Origin of the sequence: Nisaea sp., from assembly GCF_017640745.1 — a bacterium.
Taxonomy (GTDB): domain Bacteria; phylum Pseudomonadota; class Alphaproteobacteria; order Thalassobaculales; family Thalassobaculaceae; genus Nisaea.
On sequence record NZ_JAEPQA010000006.1, the window covers coordinates 51,162 to 77,089 of the forward strand.

Sequence of the window (25,928 nt, forward strand, 5' to 3'; positions counted from 1 at the left end):
GAGCTAGATTTGGCCCGGATAGTTTGCTTGTCGTGAAGCAAGGAAATGGCGTCTTCCTGCTGCCTCCGGACGCTAAGCAGGTACGTGAGGTCGCCTTGCTTGGATCGTCGGGCAATCTCGACAATCTTGCTGTCAGTGCGAGAGCTGCCGGCATCGAAATTCAGGACACATTCGAGATCGCAGATCCGTTCCCGTCAGCCCGGCGGTTACTTGCCGTAGCGAAGCGGTTTCCGATATGGTTCGTGGCGGACGATTTTCCCTGGATTCGCACCTTCTGGCGCGCGGCCGGAGATTTGGCGGAGCCACTGCTCGCCGCAGCGAACGTGGTTCAGAAGATCGATAACATCGAAAGGCGGAGGGATCCCGCGATCGCGGCAATCGTAGGCGGCTACGAGGTCGCTGCCGGTTCTGTTCCGAAACCGGAACTCGCCCGGGATCTCGAAAATCTGCTGCGACTGTTCTCTTTCGCGAGGCACCCTCTTTCCGAGACCGACTCTTGCCTCGATACATTGTCCGCGCTGGCGCCCTACTTTGCCGGGATAGCGTTTGCGCATCTCGCAAATGGCCAACTCCCGCGCGGATGGTGGCTTTACGAGGCAAGCAAGAGACGCGAATTGCGCGACGGCAAGAAACCTTTCTCTCAGCCGCTCTGGGCTGGTGAACCTCCCTCAGGAGAGTCCATTCTAGTATGGCGGAATGCGGGTCCCGGCGACGAGATCGTCTATGCACAGGTGTTCAACGATGTGATCGCTGCCGGGGCCAAGCTTTTTATAGAAGTAGACGAACGTCTTGTATCTCTCTTTCGCCGTTCCTTTCCGGAAATGACGGTTGTTCGGCGGGAGACACCGCCATCACGTCGGCTCCAGCAATCCGACATTCGCTTTCAGGCCACCTTCGCATCGCCCTGCCGTTATTTTCGCCGCTCTCTCGAGGATTTCTCTCCGCAAGCTCCATACCTCATTCCTGACCCCGAGCGTGTTTCCCACTGGAAGCAATGGCTTTCGGAAACCTTCGGACAGCAACCGGTGATCGGCATTTCGTGGCGCTCAGGAAGCATCGCGAACAAGCGTTTCAATCACGACCTGCTCGCTTGGAAAGAGCTGCTGCAGCGTCGTGACTTCGCATTTGTCAGCGTTCAGTACGGCGACTGCCGCGAAGAGCTCGACGCCCTGCGGGCGGCAACGGGAATATCGATCCCGGAACCGCCCGATCTGGACCTTTTCAACGACTTCGAGAACCTGGCCGCTCTGCTCTCCGCTTTTGACGCGACGGTCTCGATAGACAATGTGACGTCAAATCTGGCCGGAGCCGTCGGAGCGACGGTCATTCAGCTCACCAAGCGGTTCGGACACCTCACACTCGGTCAGGAGAGAAGTCTCTGGTACCCGGCAATGTCTTTCGTCTTCCCGGACGAACGACAGCATGATGAATGTATTTCCGAGGTGATCACAAAACTCGAATCAGAGCTGATCATGTCTCCGGGAACGGAAAAGCACAGGTGACCACGTTGCCGGCCATCCTCTTTTGCACAAGATAATCGGACAGCATGTCCTGAAACTCCGGGTCCTTGATTGCGTTTTGCAAGAACGCGTCGGTGCGCCCTGCGACTACCGGGTCGCTGTCGAGCAGCTTCAAAACGTAGGAAATATCGAGGCTCGGATTAAGCGTCATTTGATCTCGGACGCCAAAGCCGTTCTTCTCAAGAAGGCGAACGATATTTTTTGTATTCAATAAATTAACATGACCAGGTGGCAGGATTTGCACATGCCTGTTGCCGGCGACCAGCCATTCGAAACTATCCGTGTTGGGAGTCGAGAAGGCGAAAATACCGTCCGGGCGAAGCAATCTCCTCACCGTAGCCAGCAGTTCGTCCAGATCAACAATGTGCTCGAGCGTATCCCACATCGTCACGACGTCGTATGCGTTATGCTGATCAAGGTCTTTTGCGTCGCAATTAAGGATCTCGATATCGCCGTAGGTCTGCGCCAACTGTTCGCATGCTGCTGCATTCAAATCGCAGGCCGTGATCTCGTATGGGGCCTGCGCACGTCGAAGACTTTCCACGAAAATGCCGATCGCGCTTCCGATATCCAGAAGTCGGCCCGATGGTTTCAGCGCGCGTATAAGCTCAACTCGCTTGCTGAAGAGCATTGCTCTCGCCTCAAAGGTCTCCCGAAAAAATTCGTTTTCGAAATCCTTCATCTCGCTGTTGTAATACAGATCCAACTGGGTGGCCGTCGGATAGGGATTGCAGAAGATCAGGCCGCAATCGCCACAGCGATCCATGTCAAAGCCGAAGGCCTGGACGAAATGGGCGATATCGGGTGCGTCGCAGATCGGGCACCTAGTTCTCTTGGCATTGGAATTCGGCAGCTGGGCGACATCCTGCACCGTGCGCAGCATCATTTCACGAAGTCGATGCTGTTTCGTTGCCGAGTGAATCTGGTCGAACGTAAGTTTCATGAGGGACTAGCTGTTCGCATCCACGGCGGTAGTTTGCCGCAAAGACTTCCACGCATCGCAGTGGTTGAACCCATGCAGCGTTCCATCAGCGTTGCAGTTCGAACACGGCGCCACAGTCCGTTTTCCCTTTATCAAGCGCTGGCGATATTTGGCCATCGTCGGCGACTTCCATATATCAAAAATATGTTGTGCAAACAGATTTCCCGCCTTCACCCGCTTGTGCCAGTCCTGAACGCATAAGAGAGCGTCGCCATTCCAGTCAAACGTCATGGAATAGGAGGGGTAGTAGCACGGCTGTGAGCGGACTACTGGATCTTGATGTCCGATATTGATGGTTCCGGCGCGATTGGTGAGTTTCAAACCGAAATCATCTTCTTCGGAATGCCATCGGTCCCGAAGGATGTATGTCTCCGGCGCGAGGCTCGCTTCGCTGAATAGCGCCTTGAAATACGCCTCCTGATGCGGTCCGTCATACATGCTGACAACGAAGTAATCCAATCCTGCATCATAGAGCCTGAGTGCGTTTGACGCATTGAGCTTGTCCCCATTCGTCACCAGCTCCACACGATGATGGCGACCGAGAATCGAAACAATCTCGACGAGTTCCGGATGCAGCATCGGTTCGCCAAAACCACAAAGGACAATTGCCCCCTTGTAGTTAAGCTCCTGGAGCTCTTGCGCCAATTTTTCGACCAGCGGTAAAGCCATATGCAGGTTCTGATTGGGGTAAAACGCGTCGTCTACCCGAGGACAAAAAACACATTTCCGGTTGCAGAGTTCGGTTAGATTGAGATCGATCCAGCTAAAGAGCGGAATCCCCTCATGGTATTGGACCCTATCTATATAGGAACTCTTACGGCGCAAATTGCGCTTTGTCGCATCGTTGATCATTCAACAAGCCTTCCAGAATTCCTTCTTGTTGGAGGAAAAATCTTCCCTGAACCAATCATCGCAAATGCATAAAGCCGCTTGATGGTCACACACAAGTGCGCTTCCCGCTTTTCAAGCCTGATCCGGCGGCTGCGCGTCAGTCGCACCAACAGTGTTAGTGTATTCTCAAATCGCGGATCAACGACAATCATCCAAATTCGTGCAAAAAGAATTAGAGACCGACTGGCAGAGCCTTACCCCTAGAGAAGTGCGAGATATGTCCGAAATGCCACGTTTTCAACAACGACATCCCGCAAGCGAAACACACCGGCATCCGAGAGTGTAGCCAGGACATCTCCTGTCAATCGGTCGGGAGCCGGAAGGCGTGCGCTGCGAAGGGATCGAACGAGATCACGGCGCAAGACCGAACGTCAGGGTAATATTCGGGCAGATTTCATCTAATATTATCCAACCGCAACCAGGAGGATCAGATGCTGGTTTGCTCTGATCCTCGCACTGTTTAGGTGCGAACAAGGCGCTCCACCGAGCTTTATCATCCGCGCTCAGGCCGCCACGCCGAGGTCGGTTTCATCCATGTCCTCCAAAATCGAAGGAACATCAGGGGTAACTTCAATGATGTCTTCGCTATCCGACGCAGTAATTTCGAAGGCGGACATCGCGTCTGCGATCTGCCCGGCGATTTCAGCGAACTCTGCATCTTCCTCTGAAATCTGAACCGCGTTATCGCTGGCCACCCCTTCTTCGGTTTCTATCTAGACTCCGGGAGATTCGGCTTCGTCGAAAACGCCATCGAGTCCGGCAGTCTCCGAACCATCCTCTTCGATGCCAGGATCGGCATCGGCCGACTTATCTTCTCCCTCTTCAGTGATCGCCCCGGCACCGACCTGACCGTCTTCCTGTTCCGGCGCAAGGTGCTCGGCTTCCTCGCTGCCTGCTTCGAATGCGAAGCGGACATCGGCGGCAATCCCGGTCTCCCCGGTGGAAGTCGTAAAGGTTTCGACAGTCTCGATCGTATTACCGTCGACCTCATCCCGGAGCGCCTCGGTTGCGAGAGAGATATTGGTGATGCCCGCGTCCTCTATCGAACGGAGTTCCCCATCCTCGCTCTGGCCGTTCTCGTTGAGATCCTGCCGAAGGAGCCGCTGGGCGAATTCCGCGTCGTCCCGATTGATCTCGACGTCGCTGTTTTCGTCCCGCGTGGCGAGAGCCGTGAAGCCGGTCGAGGCCTCGCCCGGCGCGGAATACTCGAAGAACAGCTCCGAGAGATCGTTGATAATCCCGTCCTCGTCGCGATCGATGGCTAGCAACGCGTCGTCCCCGGAAATCCATCCGGTCCGCTCCGCCACACTGTGGAAGTTCATGTCGAAATAGGCCGCGCTCTCGGAAAGAGAGATCAGTTCAATACCGCCCCCATCGAGATCGAGGATGAGCGGATCAACCGTGTTGATCGCGGTTTCGAGCTCTGAGTAGGTAGAAGTCTGGTTTGTGAAGACGATGGTTTCAACATTCTTCACGACGTCCACCATATTGCCGGAGCCAAAATCCAGAGTCAGGGATGAAGCGCCTGCCGCCTTTGAGACTGCCGAACCATAGGCCGGCTCCACATAGAGGATGTCTGTGCCACTGCCGCCAAGCATCGTGTCGGCACCCGTCCCCGCATAGAGGAAGGTCATTCCCGATAAGCGTGTCCGCATTCTCATGGCCAAGCAGCGTATCGTCCCCGGCGCCTCCGTCGAAGTAGTCCGTACTCCAACTCGCCCCGACCGCAAGAACGTCGTTGCCCTCGCAGCCATAGAAACGGTGCAGGCCGGATCCGTTCGAGATCAGACTGTGGTCACCCGCGCCGCCATAGACCTTATCGTCGCCGGAATCGGTATAATCTGTGTCGTTACCGAGCCCCATATGGAAGTACTCGCTGGCAGCATCCCCGCCGCGGTGCGAGATGCTGTCGTCACCGGACGTCCCGAAATGAACCGTCGCGCCGTTAGACAGCAGCCCCGTCTCCCAGACGTGAAGCCTCCCTGTTCAACTTGCCGGGAACCCAACGGTTCCCGGCATTTTTTCTGTCCAGCTACGGCTTCAGGCCCCAACCAGGCCCCATAATCTTCGCCATCCTGTCAGACCGGAGGCTTTCCGGCTGATTTCTGCGCGCATGTCCGACAGGAAATTCGATACAGTTGCCCCCCTGTGTAACGAGTGCAGTGGAGGAAGATCAATGAGTCAGTCCAGGGTTGCGATGGTAACCGGCGGCGGCGGCGGGATAGGAGCAGCCATGGCAAGCGCCGTTGCCGCGCGCGGCATCAGGATCGCGGTGACGGACATCGATCTCGCAGCTGCCGAAAAGGTGGCACTGGACATCAACAAGGCGCATGGGGACGGCTCCGCCATCGCGCTTGCGCACGATGTCTCCAGGGAAGCGGACTGCAAACGCGCCGTCGGCGATACGATCGCCAGATTGGGCAGCGTCGACATCCTCTTCAACAATGCCGGCATCAGCGTCAGCAGCTTTCGCGGCGATGCCGAGACCAACCTGCCGTCAATCTCGGAAGTGACCCCGGATCTGATGGACCGCTTCTATCGCATCAACTTCATGGGGGCGGTCCATATGATCCGCGCCACCGTCCCCGGCATGGTCGATCGAGGCTGGGGACGGGTCATCAACAACACGACAAGCTTCATCACCATGCTGCGTGTTCTGCCCTATGGACCGCTCAAGGCGGCATTGGAGGCGAGCTCGGCCGTTTGGGCGGAGGAACTGAAGGACACCGGCGTGACGGTGAATGTCCTGGTTCCGGGCGGGCCGACCGACACCCCCTTCATCCATCCCGATGCCGGCATTCCGCGGGAAAAGATGCTCCAGCCGTCGGTCATGGGGCCGCCGGCAGCATGGCTCGCCAGTCCCGAGTCCAACGGAATCACGGGAAAGCGTTACATCGCCGGTTTCTGGAACACGTCCCTGCCGGAGCGCGAGGCCGCCCGGGAATCAGGTGCCCCCATCGGCTGGCCCGACCTCGCCGCCGCAACCAGGCTGTGGCCCGGCCAGGAACCGGGGAAAGGTCCCGGTCAGGGGATATAGAGCCGGCTGACGCTCCCGTAAACGTTGCTGCGGGGCAGGATCCGGAGGCGCCGAAACTAAGATCCCGACGGCGTATCAGCATTCTCCACGACCTGCCCCCCCTATCGCGCAGGCAGGTGCACCGTGATCTTCGTCCCGACTCCAAGTTCGCTCTCGATATCCATCCGCCCGCCGTAGAGCTCAACGAACTTCTTCGAGAGTGCCAGCCCGATACCCTTGCCGTGCGGATTGTGGGTCTTGCCGTTTTCAAGCTGGTTGAACGGCTCGAGGGCTTTCGGAATATCAGACTCGGACATACCGATCCCGGTATCGGAGACACTGATCTCGACGGCGTTCCCCGTGACCCGCTTCGCCGTCAGCTCGATCCTTCCACCCTGCAACGTGTAGTGAATGGCATTGTTGAGCAGATTGATCAGGACCTGACGCAGTTTCAGCGGATCGATCTGGATCGGCGGCAGGTCTTCCTGGCCGCGCACGAGGCGCAGCTCGATTCCCCGCGTCTTGGCAAACGGCGCGAGCATGTCCCGGCAAAACACCATGATCTCGCTCACATCCACCGGCTCGCTGTCGGCTCCTGCCTGCAGGGAGTCGCCTTTCACGAGGGTGAGCATCTCGTCGATCAGATTTGAGAGATGTTTGCCGCTCTCCGCGACGAGCGCGGCATATTCCTTGTATTTTGAGGTCCCGACCGGACCGACCGCTTCGCTTGCGATAACTTCGGCGAACCCGATGATGCTGTTGAGCGGCGTCCTCAGTTCATGCCCCAGCTTGTTGAAGGTTTCCTGCTTGAACTCCTTCTCCAGCTCGGTCTCGCGCTGCGCGAATTCCAGATTGGCGAGCAGATGCTCCTTCTCCGCCGCCAGCGCGAGCCGTTCTTCGGCAGAGCGTCCGATCTCGCGGCCCCAGACCAGGACCACGGTGAGATAGACAAGCCCCATGAGGGCGATCACATGCCCTCCAGACGTATCGAGGAAGCTAACTCCCGCAATCAACCCGATGCCCGCCGGCAGGACATAGGCCCTGAAGATTCTCTGGCTGCCGGTAAGGGTGAAGGTCGCCCCGGCCAGCATCCCGCAGACTCCGACGGACACAATCCCGAGAATCTCGATCGGCATCGGAAAACGCGCGACCGCGAGGCCGGTCAGGGACCAGGCGATACCCTGGGCCGCCGCGCAGTGGAACATCCGGCGCTCCCAGAGGGGCGCCTTGGAAGGGTCCGGCTCCGAGCTGCGAAATCTGTCGACCAGGAACACGCGGTACAGCGAAAGCACGCCCATGAGGAGCACCCATCCGAGGAGATAAATGGGTGGAACATGATCCTTGGCGGCGAAAGAAATCAGGGCAGCGATCGCGACGTTGGCAAGCGCCGGAAGATTCGAACTGAAGAGCGGTTCAATCCGCTGAAACATCAGATCGACCGCAACATCGTGGACGGCAGGTCTCTCGATCCGATGCGGAGAAGACTGCTTCATCGATCCTTCCGTCCTGCTGTTTCGCGCCTAAAACCCAACGGGAGTAAGCCTTCCCGGATCTTCTGAGTCGAGGCAATACGACATCTTCAGTTTCAGCATGCGTTTGCCGTGTCTGATTTCTCACAATTTTCCGATGCCAAAAGCATGCGGCATACATGCTGGCGCGGTTAACGTAATCAAACGGTTAAGAAACGCGTAAACGATTGAAATTTTTGCCAGTCGCGCGCGGCCAGAGGACACTCCCGGAGGATATGGAGCAGCTTCGCGTCACCTGGATCAGGTACGGCCTTCGAGACCAGGGCCGTCTGTTTCTGACGTACGGACGGATTCCCGCCCGACCGCCGGAGACACTACCGTTTAGCCGGAATAGCCGAGCAGGCGCGGCAGGAACAGGACGAAGTCCGGCACGAAGGTTATGATGCCGAGCGCGACCAGAAGTGCCGCGAGAAACGGCAACAGGTCCCTTACGATCCGGATCATCGGCTGCTTTGTGATCGCAGCGACAATGAAGAGCAGCAGGCCGTAAGGCGGCGTGATCAGCCCCATCATCGCATTGACCACCGCGATCACGCCGAAATGCACCAGGTCGATCCCGAGCGCCTCGGCCGTCGGAAGGAAGATCGGCACGATGATCAGGAGGATGGCCCCGGATTCCAGAATGCAGCCGAGCACCAGGAACATGATGTTGATCGCGAGCAGGAAGCCCGTCCGCGACAATTCATACTGGGACAGGAAATCAGCCATCATCTGCGGCACGTTCTCCCGCGTGACGACGTAATCGAAGGTCAGGGCGCCGGCGATCAGGATGCCGACCGTCGCGGTCGACCGGGCCGAGCCCAGCAGCGCCCGGTAGAAATCTCCGAAGGACACCGAGCGATAGAACAGGACGGAGATCGACAGCGCGTAGAACGCCGCGACGGCGGCCGCTTCCGTCGGCGTCATGACGCCGCCGTAGATCCCGCCGAGCAGGATCACCGGCAGCAGCAGCGCCGGCACGGCGCGGAATGTGGTTGCCGGAAGCTCCCGGAGCGGAACCGCCGTATCGGTCGCGAAATCACGGCGATGGGCAATGATCGCGTTCATAATGATCAGCACCACGCCCATGAGCAGCCCCGGCAGCATGCCGGCGGCAAAGAGGTAGCCGACCGACTGGTCGGAGACGAGCGCGTAAAGCACCATCGGGATCGAGGGCGGAATGATCGGGCCGATGGTCGCCGAGGCGGCGGTGATCGCGCCCGCATAGGACCCGGTGTATTTGCCGTCCTTGGTCATCATGGTGATGATGATCTTGCCCATGCCGACGGCGTCGGCGACCGCTGAGCCGGACATGCCGGAGAAGATCAGCGAGGAGACCACGTTGACGTGGCCGAGCCCGCCCTTGAAGCGGCCGACCAGCGCCTGGCTGAATCGCAGAAGCCGGTCCGCGAGAGAGCCGACATTCATAATGTCGGCCGCCAGGATGAACAGCGGGATGGCAAGCAGCGTGTAGCCGTTGAACAGACCCTGCAGCAGGGTCTCGGACGCGATCGATGGATCGAAACCAGCCAGCAGCAGATAGACGAAGGCGCCGCAGATCATCGCGAGGCCCATCGAGAGCCCGCCGAACGCCAGGAACAGGATCAGCAGGAGCGCCGCCGCAAACGGATCAATCATAATCGTGACTCTCCGCCCCGTGGGTCGGGCTGAAGGCTGGCCCGGTGCCGGAAAGACCGAACCAGACGCTCTTGAGCGAGCGGACGATCACGGCCAGCGCGAAGGGCACGTAGATCGCGAAGACATAGTCGAAGCGCAGCCGGATGTAGGCTGTCTTCTCGATCTTCATAAAGGAGATGTATTCCCAGGCCTTCGGCAGGGTCCAGGCGAAGAGCCCGGCACAGATCAGTCCTGTGATCACGTCGAGCGCACGCCGCCCGCCGCGCGGGAACATGTCGTAGATGATGTCGAGACGGATGATATCGCTGTCCCGGACCACGAAGGCGTAGCCGAAGAGAATGCCCCAGAGCCAGCAGATCGAGACCAGCTCGACGGTCCAGCCGAGCGGCAGGTTCAGCACATAGCGGAACACGATCTGTATCAGGAAACTCGCGAACAATGCCGCAAGCACCAGCGCGAGGAAATTTTCCGCGCGACGCGACAGCCAACCCAGCAAGACGGCCCCTCCCGGCGAGAGAACGGTCCCGGCAGACGAGCGCCGGGACCGCGTTTTTATTAGTTTGCGTTGATGCTTTCGAGGAGACCGGCGGGCCAGTTCTTCGAATAGTCGGAGTTCTTGTACATCTCGAGCGCGTGGTTGCGGAACGCCTCGATGTCAGGGGTGTAGATCTTCAGGCCCTGCTGCACGAAGAAGTCGGACATTTCCTTCTCGAGCCCGAGCGTGCTCGCGTCCATCGCCGCCTGGAACTTCATCGCACATTCCTTGACCTTCGCCTGCTGCGCCTCGTTCAGGCTGTTCCACTTCTTGCCGGACATGGCGAAGATGTTGGTCGCGACCCGGTGGCTGGTGAGGATGATCTGGTTGGTCACCTCGTAGAACTTCATCTGCTTGTTGGTCGGCAGCGGGTTGTCCTGGCCGTCGACCGTGCCGGTCTGCAGCGCGGTATAGACCTCGGTGAAGGCGACAGGCGTCGGGTTGGCGCCGAGCGCCTTGCCGAGGAACTGCCAGCCTTCGCCGCCCGGCATGCGGAGCTTGATGCCCTGCATGTCGGCGGGCGTCATGATCTTCTTGTCGCCGCGGATATTGACGTGACGGGTGCCGATATAGGGATTGGCCAGGACCTTGACCCCGGTCTTTTCCTCCATCTCGCCGAACAGCCCGTTCATGGTGTCGCCGTCAAACACCTTGCGCATGTGGTCGTAGCCGCGGAAGAGATAGCCGATGCCGAGGATCGATGCCGACGGCACCTGATTCTCGAAATCATAGCTGGCGAGGTTCGCCATATCGAGGTTGCCGCGCTGCATGGCGGTCAACTCCGTGCCCTGCTTGAACAGGGTGGCGCCGAAATACGGCTTGAATTCAAACCCGTCACCGAGGCACTGGCCGAAATGCTCTTTCAGGATGCCGCTGCGGCGATCGGTCTCCTGCACGGTGTCGGAATAGATGATCTCCACCACGTCCGCGGCGGCGACGCCGCCGGAGACCATGAGGGCAACGGCGGCGGCTGCACCCCGGAGAGCTGTCTTGAATGTCATGTTTCGCATTGTTTCCTCCCTTTTGCGAAATCTGTGGAACCCCATTCCGGCGGTCAGCCGAAGGAGTCGAACGTCTTTTTCATCCTCTCCGCGTCCGGCGCGATGCCGGTGAAGAGCTCGAACGCCTTCACCGCCTGAAAGAGCGCCATTCCGGAACCGGGCAGCACGGCGCATCCCTTGTCCCGGGCGGTCGCCAGCAGTTCGGTCTCCAACGGGAAATAGACGATGTCCGCCACCCAGTGACGCGACTCGATGAGGCGCCCCTCGATCGGCATCCCCGGCATTTTCAGCATGCCGACCGGACTGGTATTCACGATGCCGTCCGCAGCAGCGGCGGCAGAGGCCGGATTGCGGGCAACCTCCGCGCGCTTGGCCCCGGCCCGCGCGTTCAGCTCGTCCGCCAGAGCTTCCGCCAGGTGCCCGTTGACGTCCCGGATCAGCAACCGGCCGACACCGGCATCGAGCAGGGCATGCGCGACGGCATGCCCGGCACCGCCGGCGCCGAGCAGAAGCACGCAATCGCGTGCCGCTCCGGGCAGGCCGCGCCGCAGGCTTTCGGCGAATCCCCAGTAATCCGTGTTGTGGCCGACGCGCCCGTGCGGCGTGAACAGCACCGTGTTTACGGCGCCGACGGCCTGCGCTTCTACCGACAGCGAGTCGAGGTGCGACAGAATGGCCCTTTTGTACGGTACGGTTACATTGATGCCACAAAAGCCGGAATGCTCAAGGTTGCCAAGAAGCTGCGACAGTGCCTCCTCACCGAGATCCGGCGGCAGGTCGATCAGCCGGTATTCGTAGGACATCCCGAGCGTCGCACCTTCTGCCATATGCATCCCAGGCGTCCGGGACGCGGCGATACCGTGCCCGATCAGTCCGACCAGCACATCCTGCGGCTCCGGCATTGCCTCTATGCCGGCGGCTTCCGGTCCCGCGGCGCCCATCCCTTTTGTCCTCAACCGTTAATATTTCGGTTCAATTCTGCAAAATATTGTTCGTGACGGTTAATTATGTCAATAGTGATGCGCGCCCTCCGTCACGACCTTGCGGAGGGCGCGCATCCGCAACGGCACTCCGCTATGCTGGAAGCCCCGGAGAACAAAGAAGAAGAAGGGAAGAAGAGTGGGAGAGGTCGTTACGCCGTCGGGCGAGATCGAGGAACTATACCGCGGGGGCTGGAAGCAGGACCCCGACGCGGTGCGGGCGAATATTCTCGAGGTTGCCCGCGAAGTCTTTGCCGAAAAGGGGTTGTCCGGCGCGCGGATCCAGGAAATCGCCGCGCTGACCAAGACCTCGAAACGCATGATCTACTATTACTTCGGCGACAAGGAAGGGCTCTATCGCGCCGCCCTGGAAGAGGCCTATCAGGAGATGCGACGGTCGGAGGACGCGCTCGATCTGACCCAGGTCCCACCCGTCGAGGCGCTCCGCCAGCTCGCCGAATTCACCTTCGACCACCACCGCAACGCGGTGAATTTCGTTCGCCTCGTGACCATCGAAAACATCCATCACGGCGAACATATGCAGCAGTCCGACGGCATCGTCGGCCAGAACAGCTCCGCCATCCGGTTGCTGGAGAACATCTACGCACGCGGCTGCGAGCTTGGACTCTTCCGGCGCGGCCTCACCGCGCTCGAACTGCATTGGCACATCTCCGCGCTCTGCTATTTCAACGTCTCCAACCGCGCGACCTTCTCGCGGATCTTCGGGGACGATCTCTTTCAGGAAAAAGGTCAGCAGATGCTGCGCCGGCATGTCGGCGACATGATCCTGCGCTTCGTCATGCGGACCGATACGGACAAGGGACGCACCGTGCTGAACGCTCTGGACGACGGCCGGAAGATCAACCCCGGCATTCTCAAGTTTCTCGATGTCTGGGACGGCAAGTGGGCAACTCTCGCCCCCGGTGCGACACCCGCCGACCGGCGGCTCAAGTTCGAGGCGATCGCACGCGAGATGCGCCTTGAAACACCGCCCGGCATCGAGACCGACGACGAGCACTGGATCGACAGCGAGGGCGGACCGGTCCGGGTGCGGATCTTCCGCCATTCCGGCGGCGGCAGCCAGGCCGCGCTGATCTACATGCATGGCGGCGGCTTCATGCAAGGCAGTCCCGAAACCCACTGGGATATCACCAGCCGGATCGCCGCCTGGAACCGGCAGACCGTGATCAGCGTCGACTATTCCCTTGCCCCCGAACATCCCTACCCCTTGGCTTTCCAACAATGCGTCGCCGTGGTGGAATGGGCGCGCGACAATGCGGCAAGCCTCGGCATCGACCCGGCGCGCCTTGCGGTCGGCGGCGACAGCGCCGGCGGAAACCTCGCCGCGGTCACCGCTCTCAAGGGCCGCGAGATCGGTCTGCCCCTTCGTGCGCAGATGCTCGTCTATCCGGTCTGCGACTTCGACCGGTCACGCCCGTCCTATAGCGAGAACGCGAACGGTCCGCTGCTGCGCGTCGCGGGCATGGCGGAGAACAACGCGCTTTATTGCGCCGATGTCGAGAAGCTCAACACCGACCCATTCATTGCGCCGCTCGCGGCCTCGAGCCATGCGGGCCTTCCGCCCGCTTTCGTCGCGGTCGCGCAATACGACCCTTTGCGGGACAGCGGCCGCGCCTATGCCGACGCGGTGAAAACAGCCGGCGGAGACGTCACCGTCGATGACGGCGCGGGCCTGATCCACGGCTATCTGAGGGCCTTGGAATATTGCCCGGAATCCGAGACCGCGCTTCGGCGCATGTGCGCCTGGCTCAAAGAGAAATGCGCCTGACCGGCAAGAGGCCCAGAAACCGGTAACGATGCGGGAGGAACCGTAACGAAGATGAAGACATCCATCGCCACGGTCTCGATCTCGGGAGATTTCGAGGAAAAACTGGCCGCCATCGCCGCCGCCGGCTTCGACGGGATCGAGATCTTCGAGAACGACTTCCTCGCCTTCGACGGCTCGCCGCGCGAGGCGGGACAGATGGTCCGGGACAGAGGCCTCGAGATCACCCTCTTCCAGCCGTTCCGCGATTTCGAAGGCATGCCGGAGCCGCAGCGCGCCCGCACTTTCGACCGGGCCGAGCGCAAGTTCGACCTCATGGGGGAACTCGGCGCCGACCTGGTGCTGATCTGCTCGAACATCTCCCCGCTGTCGCTCGGCGGGATCGACCGCGCGGCGGCGGATTTCGCCGAGCTCGGCGAGCGCGCCGCCAAGCGCGGCATCCGCATCGGCTACGAGGCGCTTGCCTGGGGCCGTCATGTCAGCGATCACCGCGATGCCTGGGAAATCGTGCGCCGGGCCGACCACCGGAATGTCGGTCTGATCCTCGATTCCTTCCATACGCTCGGGAAAGGCCTCAGTCCCGAATCCATCCGCTCGATCCCGGGCGACCGGATCTTCTTCGTGCAGCTTGCCGATGCGCCGAAGGTCGACATGGACCTGTTTCACTGGAGCCGGCACTACCGAAACATGCCCGGCGAGGGCGACCTCGACGTGACCGGCTTCATGCGTGCGGTCTGCGCGACCGGCTATGACGGCGTGGTCTCGCTGGAGATCTTCAACGACCAATTCCGCGGCGGCTCGCCCCGCACCATCGCCGTCGACGGCCACCGCTCCCTGCTCTACCTGATGGACCAGGTGAAACGCATCGAGCCCGGCATCGCGATCCAGGTTCCGGAGATGCCGGCGCGGGTGAAGGCATCGGGCATCGAATTCATCGAGTTCGCCGCCGACGAGAGCGAAGCGGAAGATCTCGGCGCGATGCTCCGGTGCCTTGGTTTCCGGCGCGCGGGGCGGCATATCGCGAAAGACGTGATGCTCTGGCGCCAGGGTGGGATCAATATCGTCATCAATACCGAGCGCGAGGGGTTCGCCCACTCCTCCTATCTCGTACATGGCACGACGGTCTGCGATATCGGTCTCAAGGTCGAGGATGCGGGCGCGACCGTGGAGCGCGCGAAAGCGCTCGGCGCCACGCCGTTCGAGCAGCCTGTCGGGCCGGGCGAGCTGAAAATCCCGGCAATCCGCGGGGTCGGCGGCGGCCTCATGCACTTCCTTGACGGCAAGAGTGATCTCGCCCGTGTCTGGGAGATCGAGTTCAAGCCGGAACAGGATGAAGCGGCACCCGGCGACGTCGGGCTGACCGCAGTCGACCATATCGCGCAGACGATGAACTACGAGGAGATGCTGACCTGGCTGCTCTTCTACACATCGATCTTCGAGACCCGGAAGACGCCGATGGTCGATGTGGTCGACCCGGCCGGTCTCGTCCGAAGCCAGGCCATCGAGAATGCGGACGGCTCGCTCCGCATCACCCTCAACGGCGCCGAGAACAGCCGGACGCTGGCCGGCCATTTCATTTCAGAGAGTTTCGGCTCTGCCGTCCAGCATATCGCCTTCCGGACGGAGGACATCTTCAGGACCGCGGAGAACCTGCGAGAAACCGGCTTCGTGCCGCTCTCGATATCACCGAACTACTATGATGACCTTGAGGCCCGCTTCGGGCTCGAACCGGACCTGCTCGACCGGCTGAAAGAGGCGAACATTCTCTACGACAGGGACGAGCGCGGGGAATTCTTCCAGCTCTACAGCCCCAATTACGGCGACGGCTTCTTCTTCGAGATCGTCGAACGGAGGAACGGCTACGGGGGATACGGCGCCGCAAACGCGCAGTTCAGGATCGCGGCGCAAAAGCGGGCCTTGAGCGCCAGCGTGAGCGCCGCATCCGCATAATGAGAAACGCTCGAGACCAGAGCGGCTTCTCAGACGATTTTGATCCCGACGCCCTTTTCGTCGACCCGCTGGACCTTGCCTGACAGCGGCTTTCCGCCATGACTGAACTCGACGCGGTCACCGACCCTCGCCTGCAGTTCGGTCGAGAAGCCGGCTCCGGCCTCGGAAATGTCCAGAAGCGTGGCTTTCTGCGACTGACCGTTGACGCTCACCTGGATCTTTGAGCCGACCTCGCGGCGATCCCGGGAACGGCGATCGACTTCCTTGGTCGAACTGCGGACGATGCGCACGATGGTTTGGCCGAGTTGATCGACTCCGGCATGTAGCGCACTGGCGATCGAGCCGATGGAAACCGACACGGTCTCGTTCTCGGTTGCCCGCTGCGCGACTTCGGCGATCCGCGTGGCTACCTCGCGCGCAGCGGACGCCGTTTCGCCGACCGAATGGGCGATTTCGCCCGTCGTCTGGTCCTGCTGCTGCATCGCTTCGGTCACAGTACCGGCCATCTCGTTGATCTGATCGATCATCCCGGCGATGGACCGCACCTGCTCGACCGCATTGCCGGTCGCCTGCTGGATTGCCGCAATCTGCGCCGAGATCTCTTCTGTTGATTGCGCGGTCTGGTTCGCGAGCGATTTGACCTCGGAAGCGACGACGGCAAAGCCCTTGCCCGCGTCGCCGGCGCGCGCAGCCTCGATGGTCGCATTGAGGGCGAGCAGATTGGTCTGCTCGGCAATTTCGCTGATCATCTTGGACACGGATTCGACCCGCTCGACGGCCTCGGCAAGCGAGGCGATGGCCTGTTCCGCGCCTGAAGCGTTGCGAACCGCCTTGTCGGTGATGCTGCCGGTCTCTTCCATCTGCCGCACGATGTCCCGGATCGATGCCGACAATTCTTCGGTGCCGGCGGCAACGGTCTGGACACTGGCAAGAGCCTGTTCGGCCGCGGCGGCAACGCTCTGCGAGTTGCCGCCCACTTCAGACGCCGATTCGGCAACCGCGCCCGCCGCCTGGTTCATTTCCTCGGTTTGCTTGCTGACCTCGACCAGCGAAACGCGGATCTGGTCTTCCAGCGTGTCGGCCATGTCCGACAGGGCCTTGGCCTTGGCGGCTTCAGCTTCCTCCTCCAGCCTCTTCTGTTGAGCCCGGAGTTCGACAGCCTCGCGGCCGCTTTCCTGGAAGCGGAGCAGGGCCTTCGCGATCGAACCTATCTCGTCGCTGCGGCCCGCATCCTCGATCGGCCCGTCGAAATCGCCGTCGGCGACACGAAGCACAGCACCTGTTAGGCGGCTCATCGGCCTGAGCACCGAGGTCACGGCGAACCAAAGTATCGCAAGCACAATGGCCAGAGATACGGCGGCCACCCCGATATTGACCGTCAGGCTGATATCCTTTTCCGCTCGCGCCTGGGCGATGACGCGCTCCACCAGTTCAACCGACTTGTCCCGCTCGCGGCGAACCTCGTCGACAAGTGCTTCCACGGCGTCGTTGATCGCCTCGGCGCGCCCGTCGAAATCCGGCATCACCTTGTTGCCCTCGGCAGGCCCGCCCGAGATATACGCTTCGGCCAGTTTCGCGCCGACTTCGACATAGGCCTGGCTGGTCGCTGAGATCGCCTTTGTCTTTTCGACGACGGCCATCATCCCGGCTTCCTGCGCCAAGGCCTGGAGCTTGGCCAGGTGCTCGCGCAGAAAGCCTGCGTATTCCAGCGCCTTCTCGTCGCCATCGTCGAGTCCGTCCAGCGCCCGGGTCGCGGAAACATCGGTGAACCACTGCTGGATCTGGACGACATCGTACCTGATCTCGCCTGTCAGCTCGGTCATTTCCTGAATGGTTTCAGCGAGGTACGTGACCTGCCTTTCCATTCTTTGGAGCTGTTCATTCTCCTTTTCGGCGGTCAACAGCGAATAGCCAGAACTGACGGTCAGGGCGACGGCGATGAAGCCGAGTCCGGCCAGAATCTTGGTGCGAATTTTCACGAAAGCCTCCAGTGCGAAGAGAGAGCGATCCTAACAGAAATTAGTAAACGAATTCTATACGCCCGGATATTTCAGCAAGACCCTTAAACCGCTGGAGCAGGCAGTGGACCGGGTCACCTTCCGCGCCAAGCGACTTGACATTGCGGCAATTTTGCGACTGATTCTGCAAACAACTCTCATTTTCAATAGCGGCACCCGTTGCCGCATCAGGCGCGGGGCCATGCAGTCAGAATTATCCGTTTCGCTCGGAAATGCCGGGCATTGGCTGGAAGAACATGTGCGTCACCTTGCGACGCACGATCTCCATCCTGTTGCACGCCACTCGGGCCGGGCTGTCTTCGAGACTTCTTACGGAAAGATCCGGCTCGCCGCGGACGCGGACAGGCTCAGTGTCCGCATCGACTCCCCGGACGAGGACGGCCTGACGGTGCTGCAGGGCTCCGTCTCGGAATATCTGATCGCCCACGATCCGGGCCTCGCGAAAGGCATCGCCTGGAGCGGAACGGCACCGGCGCCGGGGCGGCCCAAGAATCTGCGGGAAATGAAGGTCGTCCGCACAAGGGAGATCTGCGACTGGCTGCTGCGCATGACCCTTAGCGGAGAGGATCTCGCACCCTTCACCGAACGCGGGCTGCATGTCCGGTTGATGCTGCCGCGTGACCCGTCGAGCACTGAAATCGTCTGGCCGACCATTGAGCCCTCCGGCGCCGTGCGCTTTCCGACCGGAGAGGACGAGCTGACCGTTCGCGTTTACACGATCCGCGGGATCTGTCCGGAACGGGGTACGGTCGAGATCGACATCGTGCGCCATGCCGGCGGCCTCTTCTCGGACTGGGCGGAGACCGCACAGCCCGGTGACCGGATCGGCATGATCGGCCCCGGCGGTGGTTATTTCCCGGCTGACGGCTGGCTGGCGATCGGCGGAGACGATACCGCCGTGCCGGCGATCATGCGCATCCTCGAGGCCCGGTCCGGCACAGAGGGCGGGCATGCAGTCATCGGATTGCGGGAGCATCAGGAACCGGTCGCGGTCTCCCTGCCCGAAAATTTTACGTTCGACTGGGTGCCACTCGACGAGCTGCCCGCCGCGCTGAAGGCGGCGACGGCGGCGCGCGGCGCAGACCAGACTGGCTGGTTCGCCGGCGAGGCCGAACAGGCGAAAGAAATCCGCGACCATTTCAAAACCGTGCTCGGCCTCGCGCCGGAGCGCAGGTACAGCGCCGTCTACTGGCGGCGCGACGAAACCGCCGAATCCCATTGAATTCCAAAGCGTAAAGTGAGTCACTCCATGAACAAGCTGCTTCTGCTCGCGCTGACCGCCTCGACTGCCCTGACAGCCGCGACGGCCATGGCCCAGGACGCAACGACCGCCGGTACGTCGGCCACGCTCGACAAGATCACCGTGACCTCGGCGACCAGGACCGAAACCCCGGTCGAGGAAACGACGGTCTCCGTCACCGTGATCACCCGCGAGGAGATCGAGGAGCAGACATCCGTCAACACGCCGGTCGGCCAGATCCTCGCCAAGACCGTTCCCGGCTTCGGACAGTCGACGGAGAACCTGACGGAATACGGCCAGACCCTGCGCGGACGGAACTTCCTCACCCTGATCGACGGCGTGCCGCAGACCAACACGCTGAACAACAATTACCGGGCGCTGAACAGCATCAGTTCCAGCGCGATCGAACGGATCGAGGTGGTGCGCGGCGCGACGGCCGCATACGGCTTCGGCGCACCGGGCGGTCTGGTCAACATCATCACGAAGAAACCGGAACAGGGCGAGGTCAACTACACCGCCTCCGCCGGCTTCCGTTTCCAGCCGGAAGATGTCGGCGAGTCCGCAAGTTACACGACCAATCTCGGCACCTCCGGCCGGACAGGTCACATCGACTATCTGGTGAACGGCAACTTCGACAAGGCCGGCGGCAGCTTCACCGCCGACGGCGAGCGCCGTCCGCCGGACAGCTACGGCACCCAGGGCGGCACCGACGACATCACCTCCTACAACTTCCTCGGCAAGCTCGGCTTCGAGCGGGAGGACCACCGGCTCGACGTCAGTGCCAACTATTACGACTACACCCAGGACAGCGACTGGGCCGGCCTGGTCGGCGGCGGCAGCATCTCCAACAACACAAGCGCGACGCCGTCCCGCGGCAACCTCAACACCAGGAAGCCCGGGATCGAGAACCTGACCCTGAACGCGACCTACAGCAATATCGACGTGCTGGGGAGCGCGGTCAGCCTGCAGGGCTACTTCAACAACAACACGACGACCTTCACCCGGACCGAGTTTCTGAACACCGTCTATAACCAGTACGAGACGGAATCCTCGAAGTTCGGCTCCCGGCTGACCATCGACACGCCGGTCGAGGCCTCTCCGCTGCCCCTGAACGTGATCTGGGGCGTCGACTACATCCATGACAAGACGGTCGTGAACGACATCGACGCACCCTCGACGGTGCCGGATTACACGATGAACGGCTATGCGCCCTTCGCGCAGCTTCAGGCCGACCTGACCTCCGACCTCAAGGTCACCGGCGGCGTCCGCTATGAAATCATCGATGTCGACATCCCGACCCACGTGAACGAGCTCGGCAATACGGTCAACGGCGGCACGGTCGACTACCGCGAGCCGCTCTTCAACATCAGCGCCTCCTACCAGATCCTCGACGGGCTCGGCGTGTTCGGCGGCTATTCCGAAGGCTTCCAGCTCGGCGATCTCGGCCGCTACCTCTACGACTCGAACTTCACCGACGTCTCCCAGCTCTCCTCCGAGGGACAGAAGACCGAGAGCTACGAGCTCGGCTTCCGCTTCGAGCATGCCGGGCTGATGGTGCAGCCGACCATATTCTACAACGAGTCCAACAACGGCGTGACCTACGACCGGAACCTGAACATCCAGCTCGCGCCGGAGAAGGTCTACGGCGTCGAGGTGGCGGCGTCCTACGCGCTGCACGAGAAGGTCGATATCGGCGGCACCTTCACCTGGCTCGAAGGCCGCTACGATGCCAATGGCGACGGCGACTACGATACCGATCTCGGCTCCGACCGGATCGCGCCGGCCAAGATCACGACCTATATCGAGGCGCGTCCCTGGGACTTCGGCTCGCTCCGCCTGCAGACGCTCTATTCCGGCACCCGCAATCCGGACAGCGACCAGTTCTCCGGCCTGCAGACCATCGACAACTACTTCCTTGTCGACCTGCTCGGCCGCTTCCAGGTCGGTCCCGGAACCCTCAGCTTCGGCATCGAGAACATTTTCAACGAGAGCTACGTGCCGGTGCTGCAGCAGTCCTACTCGGTGCAGTCCTACGCCTATGACGACTACTACTACGTCAAGGGACCGGGCCGGACGGTCGCGCTGGCCTACAGCGTGAAGTTCTGACCGGAAACGGCCGACGAAACCGGCGCGGGGCGACGACTTAATGTTCAGGATCAGCGACCTCAGGGTCACCTACGGGAAACGGACAGTCCTCGATCTCGAACGGCTTCGCATCGCGCCGGGCCGGTTTACCGTCATTCTCGGGCAGAATGGATCGGGCAAATCGACCCTGATGAAGGTCCTCGCACGTCAGCATCGCGCCGGGAGCGGTCAAGTTCTCCTCAAGGACAAGCCGATCGAACAATACGGGCAGTCGGAGTTCGCCCGCACGGTCGCGTATCTGCCGCAAAATCTTCCGGAAGCACCGGGGCTCGATACCCGCGCCCTCTGCACCCTCGGGCGCTACCCCTGGCGCGGCCCCTTCGCCCGCTGGCGCCAGGAGGACGACCGCATCGTTCAGGATTGCCTGAAGGCGATGAATGTCGAGAAATTCGCCGACACGCTGGTCGACCACCTTTCCGGTGGCGAGCGCCAGCGTGGATGGATCGCCATGGCACTGGCGCAGGACGCGAGCTGCATCCTGCTCGACGAGCCGGTCTCCGCGCTCGACACCGCCCATCAGGTGGAGGTCGTGAGCCATCTTGCGCGGCAGAACCGCGAAACAGGGATCGGCGTGGTCGCCATCCTGCACGACATCAATCTCGCTGCGCGCTATGCGGACGAGATCATCACCCTGAAACAGGGACGGCTCGCCTTTCACGGAGCGCCGGAAGAACTGCTGGACGGCGCCCGCCTTCGTGAACTGTTCGGCCATCCCTTTTCCATCACGCGGCATCCGCGCGACGACCGTCTCGTTGCGCTCAGCGACTGACAGGACCCTTGCATGTGCCCCCTCGCACGACGCGCTTTCCTCGGGAGCCTGCTGGCCTCCGCCGGCGCCACGGCTTTCCCGGCAACCCTCCTTGCCGGTGACGTCAAGACGATCACGGACTCGCGCGGCCCGCGCAGCTTCTCTTCCGTTCCTCAGCGGGTCGTTTCGCTCAACTGGACGCTGACCGAACAGCTTATCGAACTGGGCCTCACGCCGGTCGGGGTGGCCGATCCGGAGGGTTACGCCCAATGGGTCGCTTACCCGCCGATCCCGAAGGCTTCCGTTAATGTCGGCACACGCGAGACTCCGAATCTCGAACGCATCCTCGGCCTGCAGCCGGACCTGCTGCTGCTGGGAGGCCAGCAGGGAAACTATGCCGACCATGCGGAAGCCGTTGCACCGACGCTGCATTTCGAACTTTTCAGCAAGGATCACGACAACGAAGCGTCCGTCCGCGCCAATTTCCTCGAACTCGGCTCACTCTTTGACCTCCGCGACCTGGCGGAGAGGAAACTGGCGGAAATGGACGCGGAGCTCGCACGGCTGAAGCGCGAGGTCTCCGCCGCCTTTCCGGATGGCGCGCCGAAACTCACCATCGTGCGCTTCATCGACGACAAACGCGTCGTGATTTCAGGCACCAACGGATTGCCGGAAGCGGCGATGGACGCGCTCGGTCTCGAGACCGGCTATCCGATCGAGAACTCGCGCTGGGGCATCGCCTTCAAGCCGGTCACCGCGCTGGCCGAAATCGAGGACGGCTACGTCATGCATATGGAGCCCTTCCCGAAAGGCGATCAGCTGTTTGACACCGCGCTCTGGCGGGAGATGCCTTTCGTGAAGGCGGGACGATTCCGCACCCTGCCGACGCTCTGGACCTATGGCGGGGCGCTCTCGATCGGCCGCATCGCCCAACAGATCACGAAAGCCCTGCTGGCCGGCCAAAACTGATGCGGCCGTATCTCATCGTCCTGGGCTTGCTGGTCGGGGGATCCTCTCTGCATCTCGCCGCCGGTTATCCTGCCGGCCTGACCGCCGCCACGCTGCTGGACGGCAGCGGCCTGCCCGGCATCCTGTTCTGGAGTTCCGAGCTGCCCCGCATCGCGATGGCGCTCCTCGTCGGCGCCGCGCTTGGCCTCGCCGGCAGCACCATGCAGGAGATCACCCGTAACCCGCTCGGTTCTCCCTCGACCCTCGGCACCATTGCCGGCGCCTGGCTCGCCCTGATGGTCGCAACCGTGTTCTGGCCTGATTTCGCGGCCCGGCATGGTGTCTGGATTTGCCTCTTGGGCGGTCTCGGGGTGACGGCACTGGTACTCACCGTATCCGGTCTCGCGCGGATGGACGGGATCGTCGTCATCGTCGTCGGGATGGCGACCAACCTGTTTCTCGGCGGGGCGGCCCTGATCCTTGCGCTGCTCAACGGCGATTCCGTACAGGCTGTCTTCGTCTGGTCCGCCGGGGATCTGACGCAGACGGGCTGGGCCGACGCGCGGTGGCTGGCGCCGCAGATCGCTGCCGGAGCGATCCTTCTGCTCGCCCTTGCCCGGCCACTCTCCATCATGCGGCTGGGCCAGGACGCCGCCAAAGCCCGCGGCCTTGCGGTGCTGCCGCTGGTGATCGCTCTGCTCGGCCTCGCCGTCTGGCTGACCGCCGCCTCGATCGCGGTGGTCGGCGCCATCGGCTTCATCGGCCTGATAGCGCCAAACGTGGTCCGCCTGCTCGGGGTCCGGGCGGTCGTGCCCTCGCTGTTGCTCGGCGCCCTCGTCGGCGCAGCGAGCCTTGCCCTGACCGACGCCATCCCGGTCGCCCTGAACGACTGGTCGCGCACCCTGATCCCGAGCGGATCCAGCGCGGCACTGATCGGGGCGCCGGTGCTGATCCTGGTCGCCTTCAGGCAGCTCAGACCGGAATCAGCGGGCGGTTTCCACATGGCATGGGGGCTGGAGCACTGCCCTCGCCTGCTCATTCCCACGCTCTGCGCAGCCGCACTCGCGGCCCTCGCCCTCGCTATCGGCTTCGGCGCCTCGCCCGACGGCCCCGTCTGGATCGGAGACCAGTCGGAGCGGATCCGCGGCATGATCCTCGCCCTGCGCTGGCCAAGCGTGGTCGCAGCCGCCGGCGCGGGCGCCCTGCTTGCCACCATCGGCGTCATCCTGCAGCGCCTGCTGCGCAATCCGCTCGCCAGTCCCGACGTGCTCGGCGTCACCGCGGGCGCGACATTCGTTGCGGTCGGCGGAGTCGTGTTTCTCGGACTTCCGGCCGCTCAAATCGCGATCCCGAGCGCGGCGCTCGGCGCGTTTGCGGTGCTGATCCTTTTGTCCTTCCTCTGGCAGCGGAGCGAAACTCCGCCGGCGATCCTGATCCTGACCGGCATCGCCCTCGCGGCTTTGCTCGACGCGATGATCCAGTTCGCAATGGCACGCGCCGGCGAGGAAGCCTACGACCTGCTTGCCTGGAAGACCGGCGCGACCTCCCTGGCCTCGCCCCCCGGCGCCGCGACTCTGTGCGCGACCGCCGTCGCCATATTCGGCCTCACATTCGCGCTACGGCGCTGGCTGACCTTGCTGTCCCTGGGAGAAGGCATGGCGGCGGCAAGGGGTGTCGGCGTGATCCCCGCCCGGCGCATTCTGCTAACGCTCGTCGCCGCGGGAGCCGGCAGCGTCGTCGCATGGGTCGGCCCGATCTCCTTCATCGGCCTCCTGGCGCCGCACGCGGCAACCATGCTCGGGGCGCGAAGGGTGGGACAGCAACTCGTTGCCGCCACCGCACTCGGCGCGATCCTTCTGGTGGCCGCCGAGGTCACCGGCCGGTTCGTCGCCTATCCGAACCAGCTTCCGGCAGGCGTTGTCGCCGCGCTGATCGGCGGTGGTTATCTGTTCGTGCTGCTACTGCTTTCGCTGCTCCGGCGGCGCGGGCTCTGACGCCGCACCCGCATCAGTCCGCCGCCTCCGGCTGCGGAACCTGGCGCGCGCTTCCGATCTGCGCCTCGAAGGCCCGCAAACGCTTGTAGACCGAGATCAACTCGACAATCGTGCTCCAGCTGCGGACCAGAAACTGGAAGGAGGATTCGACGCGGCCGAAGGCGCGGACGATCTGCTGCATGACGCCGAGCGTGATCCCGGCGGCGACGATGGTCGGCGCCAGCGCGATATAAGGCACCAGCACGCCGAACTGCAGGTAGCTCCACTTCGCGACGTCGAAATACATGTAGTGGAAGAACAGGCGGAAATAGTTTCGCCGCACGTTCTGGAAGAGTTCGCGCACGGTCGGCGGATCGGCGCGTTCCTCATGGTCCTCGCCATAGACCAGTTCCTTGCGATAGGCCGCCTCGACCTTCTGGTTGTTGAACTCGAGGCCCGGGAGCTTCACCCCGACCGCCGCCAGAACCGCGGTGCCGAAGAGGGCGAACAGGATCGCGACATAGACCAGCGCGTGATCGACCTCTCCGAAGAAAGGCACTTCCTTCACTTTTTTCGACAGTTCCCAAAGGATCGGCAGGAACGCGACGAGCGTCATCAGGGAATCCAGCAGATTGCTGCCAAGCGACTCCATGATGTTCGCGAACCGTTTGGTGTCTTCCTGAACGCGCTGGCTCGCGCCCTCGATGTGCCGCAGATGCCGCCAGTGCCCCATGTAGAAATTGTTCATCGCCTGGCGCCACCGGAACACCCAGTGCTTGGTGAAGAAACCAAGCATCACGGCGACGAAGATATAAATGCCCGCGATCTGTCCGAAGGTGAGGAGAAATTTGTAGAACTCCCCGATCGTGATGCTGTTTGGCGCGGCCAGCGCCTTCTGCACCATGTCGTAGAAACCGCCGAACCACTCGTTGATCTGTACGTCGAGCTGAACCTGATACCAGGTGCCGCCGAAGATGATCGCCATGCCGACCCACGCCCAGATCGCCCATTCGCGGGTCAGAAAGAAGGATCGAAACATCTGGTTATCC

General features: G+C 61.8%; 20 protein-coding genes. 9 read left to right on the plus strand and 11 right to left on the minus strand.

Annotated elements, in window-relative coordinates; genetic code table 11:
- Nucleotides 1-32: 32 nt before the first annotated feature.
- Nucleotides 33-1,502: a hypothetical protein gene (locus JJ959_RS06450; protein WP_292881062.1), complete on the plus strand. Its 1,470-nt coding sequence runs from the start codon at nucleotides 33-35 to the stop codon at nucleotides 1,500-1,502.
- On the opposite strand, the gene JJ959_RS06455 is transcribed toward JJ959_RS06450, so the two are convergent.
- From JJ959_RS06455 to JJ959_RS06470, 4 genes are all read right to left on the minus strand, one after another.
- On the minus strand, nucleotides 1,471-2,463 hold the full coding sequence (locus tag JJ959_RS06455) for a class I SAM-dependent methyltransferase (RefSeq protein WP_292881065.1): 993 nt from the start codon (nucleotides 2,461-2,463) through the stop codon (nucleotides 1,471-1,473). The two genes, JJ959_RS06450 and JJ959_RS06455, sit on opposite strands and share 32 nt — an antisense overlap.
- Before the next feature lie 6 nt (nucleotides 2,464-2,469).
- Nucleotides 2,470-3,354, minus strand: a complete 885-nt coding sequence (locus JJ959_RS06460) for an SPASM domain-containing protein (RefSeq protein ID WP_292881068.1) — start codon at nucleotides 3,352-3,354, stop codon at nucleotides 2,470-2,472.
- 542 nt (nucleotides 3,355-3,896) lie between these two features.
- Entirely contained in the window at nucleotides 3,897-4,088 is a 192-nt protein-coding gene (locus JJ959_RS06465; protein ID WP_292881071.1) for a hypothetical protein, read from the minus strand.
- Between the two features lie 18 nt (nucleotides 4,089-4,106).
- Nucleotides 4,107-5,027, minus strand: coding sequence for a hypothetical protein (locus JJ959_RS06470; RefSeq protein WP_292881073.1), 921 nt, complete (start codon nucleotides 5,025-5,027; stop codon nucleotides 4,107-4,109).
- Between the two features lie 542 nt (nucleotides 5,028-5,569).
- On the opposite strand from JJ959_RS06470, the gene JJ959_RS06475 reads away from it, so the two are divergent.
- A complete protein-coding gene (locus tag JJ959_RS06475; protein ID WP_292881075.1) occupies nucleotides 5,570-6,430 on the plus strand; it encodes an SDR family oxidoreductase in 861 nt (286 codons plus the stop codon).
- Between the two features lie 101 nt (nucleotides 6,431-6,531).
- On the opposite strand, the gene JJ959_RS06480 is transcribed toward JJ959_RS06475, so the two are convergent.
- From JJ959_RS06480 to JJ959_RS06500, 5 genes are all read right to left on the minus strand, one after another.
- Entirely contained in the window at nucleotides 6,532-7,902 is a 1,371-nt protein-coding gene (locus JJ959_RS06480; protein ID WP_292881077.1) for a HAMP domain-containing sensor histidine kinase, read from the minus strand.
- A gap of 357 nt (nucleotides 7,903-8,259) precedes the next feature.
- Nucleotides 8,260-9,555 carry a TRAP transporter large permease gene (locus tag JJ959_RS06485; protein ID WP_292881079.1) on the minus strand — a complete coding sequence of 432 codons (1,296 nt, stop codon included), beginning with the start codon at nucleotides 9,553-9,555 and terminating at the stop codon, nucleotides 8,260-8,262.
- Entirely contained in the window at nucleotides 9,548-10,051 is a 504-nt protein-coding gene (locus JJ959_RS06490) for a TRAP transporter small permease subunit (protein ID WP_292881082.1), read from the minus strand. The genes JJ959_RS06485 and JJ959_RS06490 overlap by 8 nt, the downstream gene beginning before the upstream one ends.
- Before the next feature lie 59 nt (nucleotides 10,052-10,110).
- Nucleotides 10,111-11,091, minus strand: coding sequence for a TRAP transporter substrate-binding protein DctP (gene dctP / locus JJ959_RS06495; RefSeq protein WP_292881085.1), 981 nt, complete (start codon nucleotides 11,089-11,091; stop codon nucleotides 10,111-10,113).
- A gap of 53 nt (nucleotides 11,092-11,144) precedes the next feature.
- Entirely contained in the window at nucleotides 11,145-12,032 is an 888-nt protein-coding gene (locus JJ959_RS06500; RefSeq protein WP_292881088.1) for a shikimate dehydrogenase, read from the minus strand.
- 178 nt (nucleotides 12,033-12,210) lie between these two features.
- Here JJ959_RS06500 and JJ959_RS06505 point away from each other — a divergent pair, with 178 nt between their 5' ends.
- Entirely contained in the window at nucleotides 12,211-13,860 is a 1,650-nt protein-coding gene (locus JJ959_RS06505) for an alpha/beta hydrolase fold domain-containing protein (protein ID WP_292881090.1), read from the plus strand.
- A gap of 51 nt (nucleotides 13,861-13,911) precedes the next feature.
- Entirely contained in the window at nucleotides 13,912-15,807 is a 1,896-nt protein-coding gene (locus JJ959_RS06510; RefSeq protein ID WP_292881092.1) for a bifunctional sugar phosphate isomerase/epimerase/4-hydroxyphenylpyruvate dioxygenase family protein, read from the plus strand.
- 29 nt (nucleotides 15,808-15,836) lie between these two features.
- Here the strand turns inward: JJ959_RS06510 and JJ959_RS06515 are convergent, their stop codons facing one another.
- Nucleotides 15,837-17,786, minus strand: a complete 1,950-nt coding sequence (locus JJ959_RS06515) for a methyl-accepting chemotaxis protein (RefSeq protein ID WP_292881094.1) — start codon at nucleotides 17,784-17,786, stop codon at nucleotides 15,837-15,839.
- Between the two features lie 220 nt (nucleotides 17,787-18,006).
- Here JJ959_RS06515 and JJ959_RS06520 point away from each other — a divergent pair, with 220 nt between their 5' ends.
- The 5 genes from JJ959_RS06520 to fhuB are packed head-to-tail and all read left to right on the plus strand — an operon-like array spanning nucleotide 18,007 to nucleotide 24,900.
- Nucleotides 18,007-19,047 carry a siderophore-interacting protein gene (locus tag JJ959_RS06520; protein ID WP_292881097.1) on the plus strand — a complete coding sequence of 347 codons (1,041 nt, stop codon included), beginning with the start codon at nucleotides 18,007-18,009 and terminating at the stop codon, nucleotides 19,045-19,047.
- 27 nt (nucleotides 19,048-19,074) lie between these two features.
- Nucleotides 19,075-21,171 carry a TonB-dependent receptor gene (locus JJ959_RS06525; protein WP_292881100.1) on the plus strand — a complete coding sequence of 699 codons (2,097 nt, stop codon included), beginning with the start codon at nucleotides 19,075-19,077 and terminating at the stop codon, nucleotides 21,169-21,171.
- 40 nt (nucleotides 21,172-21,211) lie between these two features.
- Nucleotides 21,212-21,979, plus strand: coding sequence for an ABC transporter ATP-binding protein (locus JJ959_RS06530; RefSeq protein WP_292881103.1), 768 nt, complete (start codon nucleotides 21,212-21,214; stop codon nucleotides 21,977-21,979).
- 12 nt (nucleotides 21,980-21,991) lie between these two features.
- Nucleotides 21,992-22,927, plus strand: a complete 936-nt coding sequence (locus tag JJ959_RS06535; RefSeq protein ID WP_292881106.1) for an ABC transporter substrate-binding protein — start codon at nucleotides 21,992-21,994, stop codon at nucleotides 22,925-22,927.
- Nucleotides 22,927-24,900: a Fe(3+)-hydroxamate ABC transporter permease FhuB gene (fhuB, locus tag JJ959_RS06540; RefSeq protein ID WP_292881109.1), complete on the plus strand. Its 1,974-nt coding sequence runs from the start codon at nucleotides 22,927-22,929 to the stop codon at nucleotides 24,898-24,900. The genes JJ959_RS06535 and fhuB overlap by 1 nt, the downstream gene beginning before the upstream one ends.
- Nucleotides 24,901-24,913: 13 nt before the next feature.
- Here fhuB and sbmA read toward each other — a convergent pair whose 3' ends face one another.
- Entirely contained in the window at nucleotides 24,914-25,918 is a 1,005-nt protein-coding gene (gene sbmA / locus JJ959_RS06545) for a peptide antibiotic transporter SbmA (RefSeq protein WP_292881112.1), read from the minus strand.
- Nucleotides 25,919-25,928: the final 10 nt, after the last annotated feature.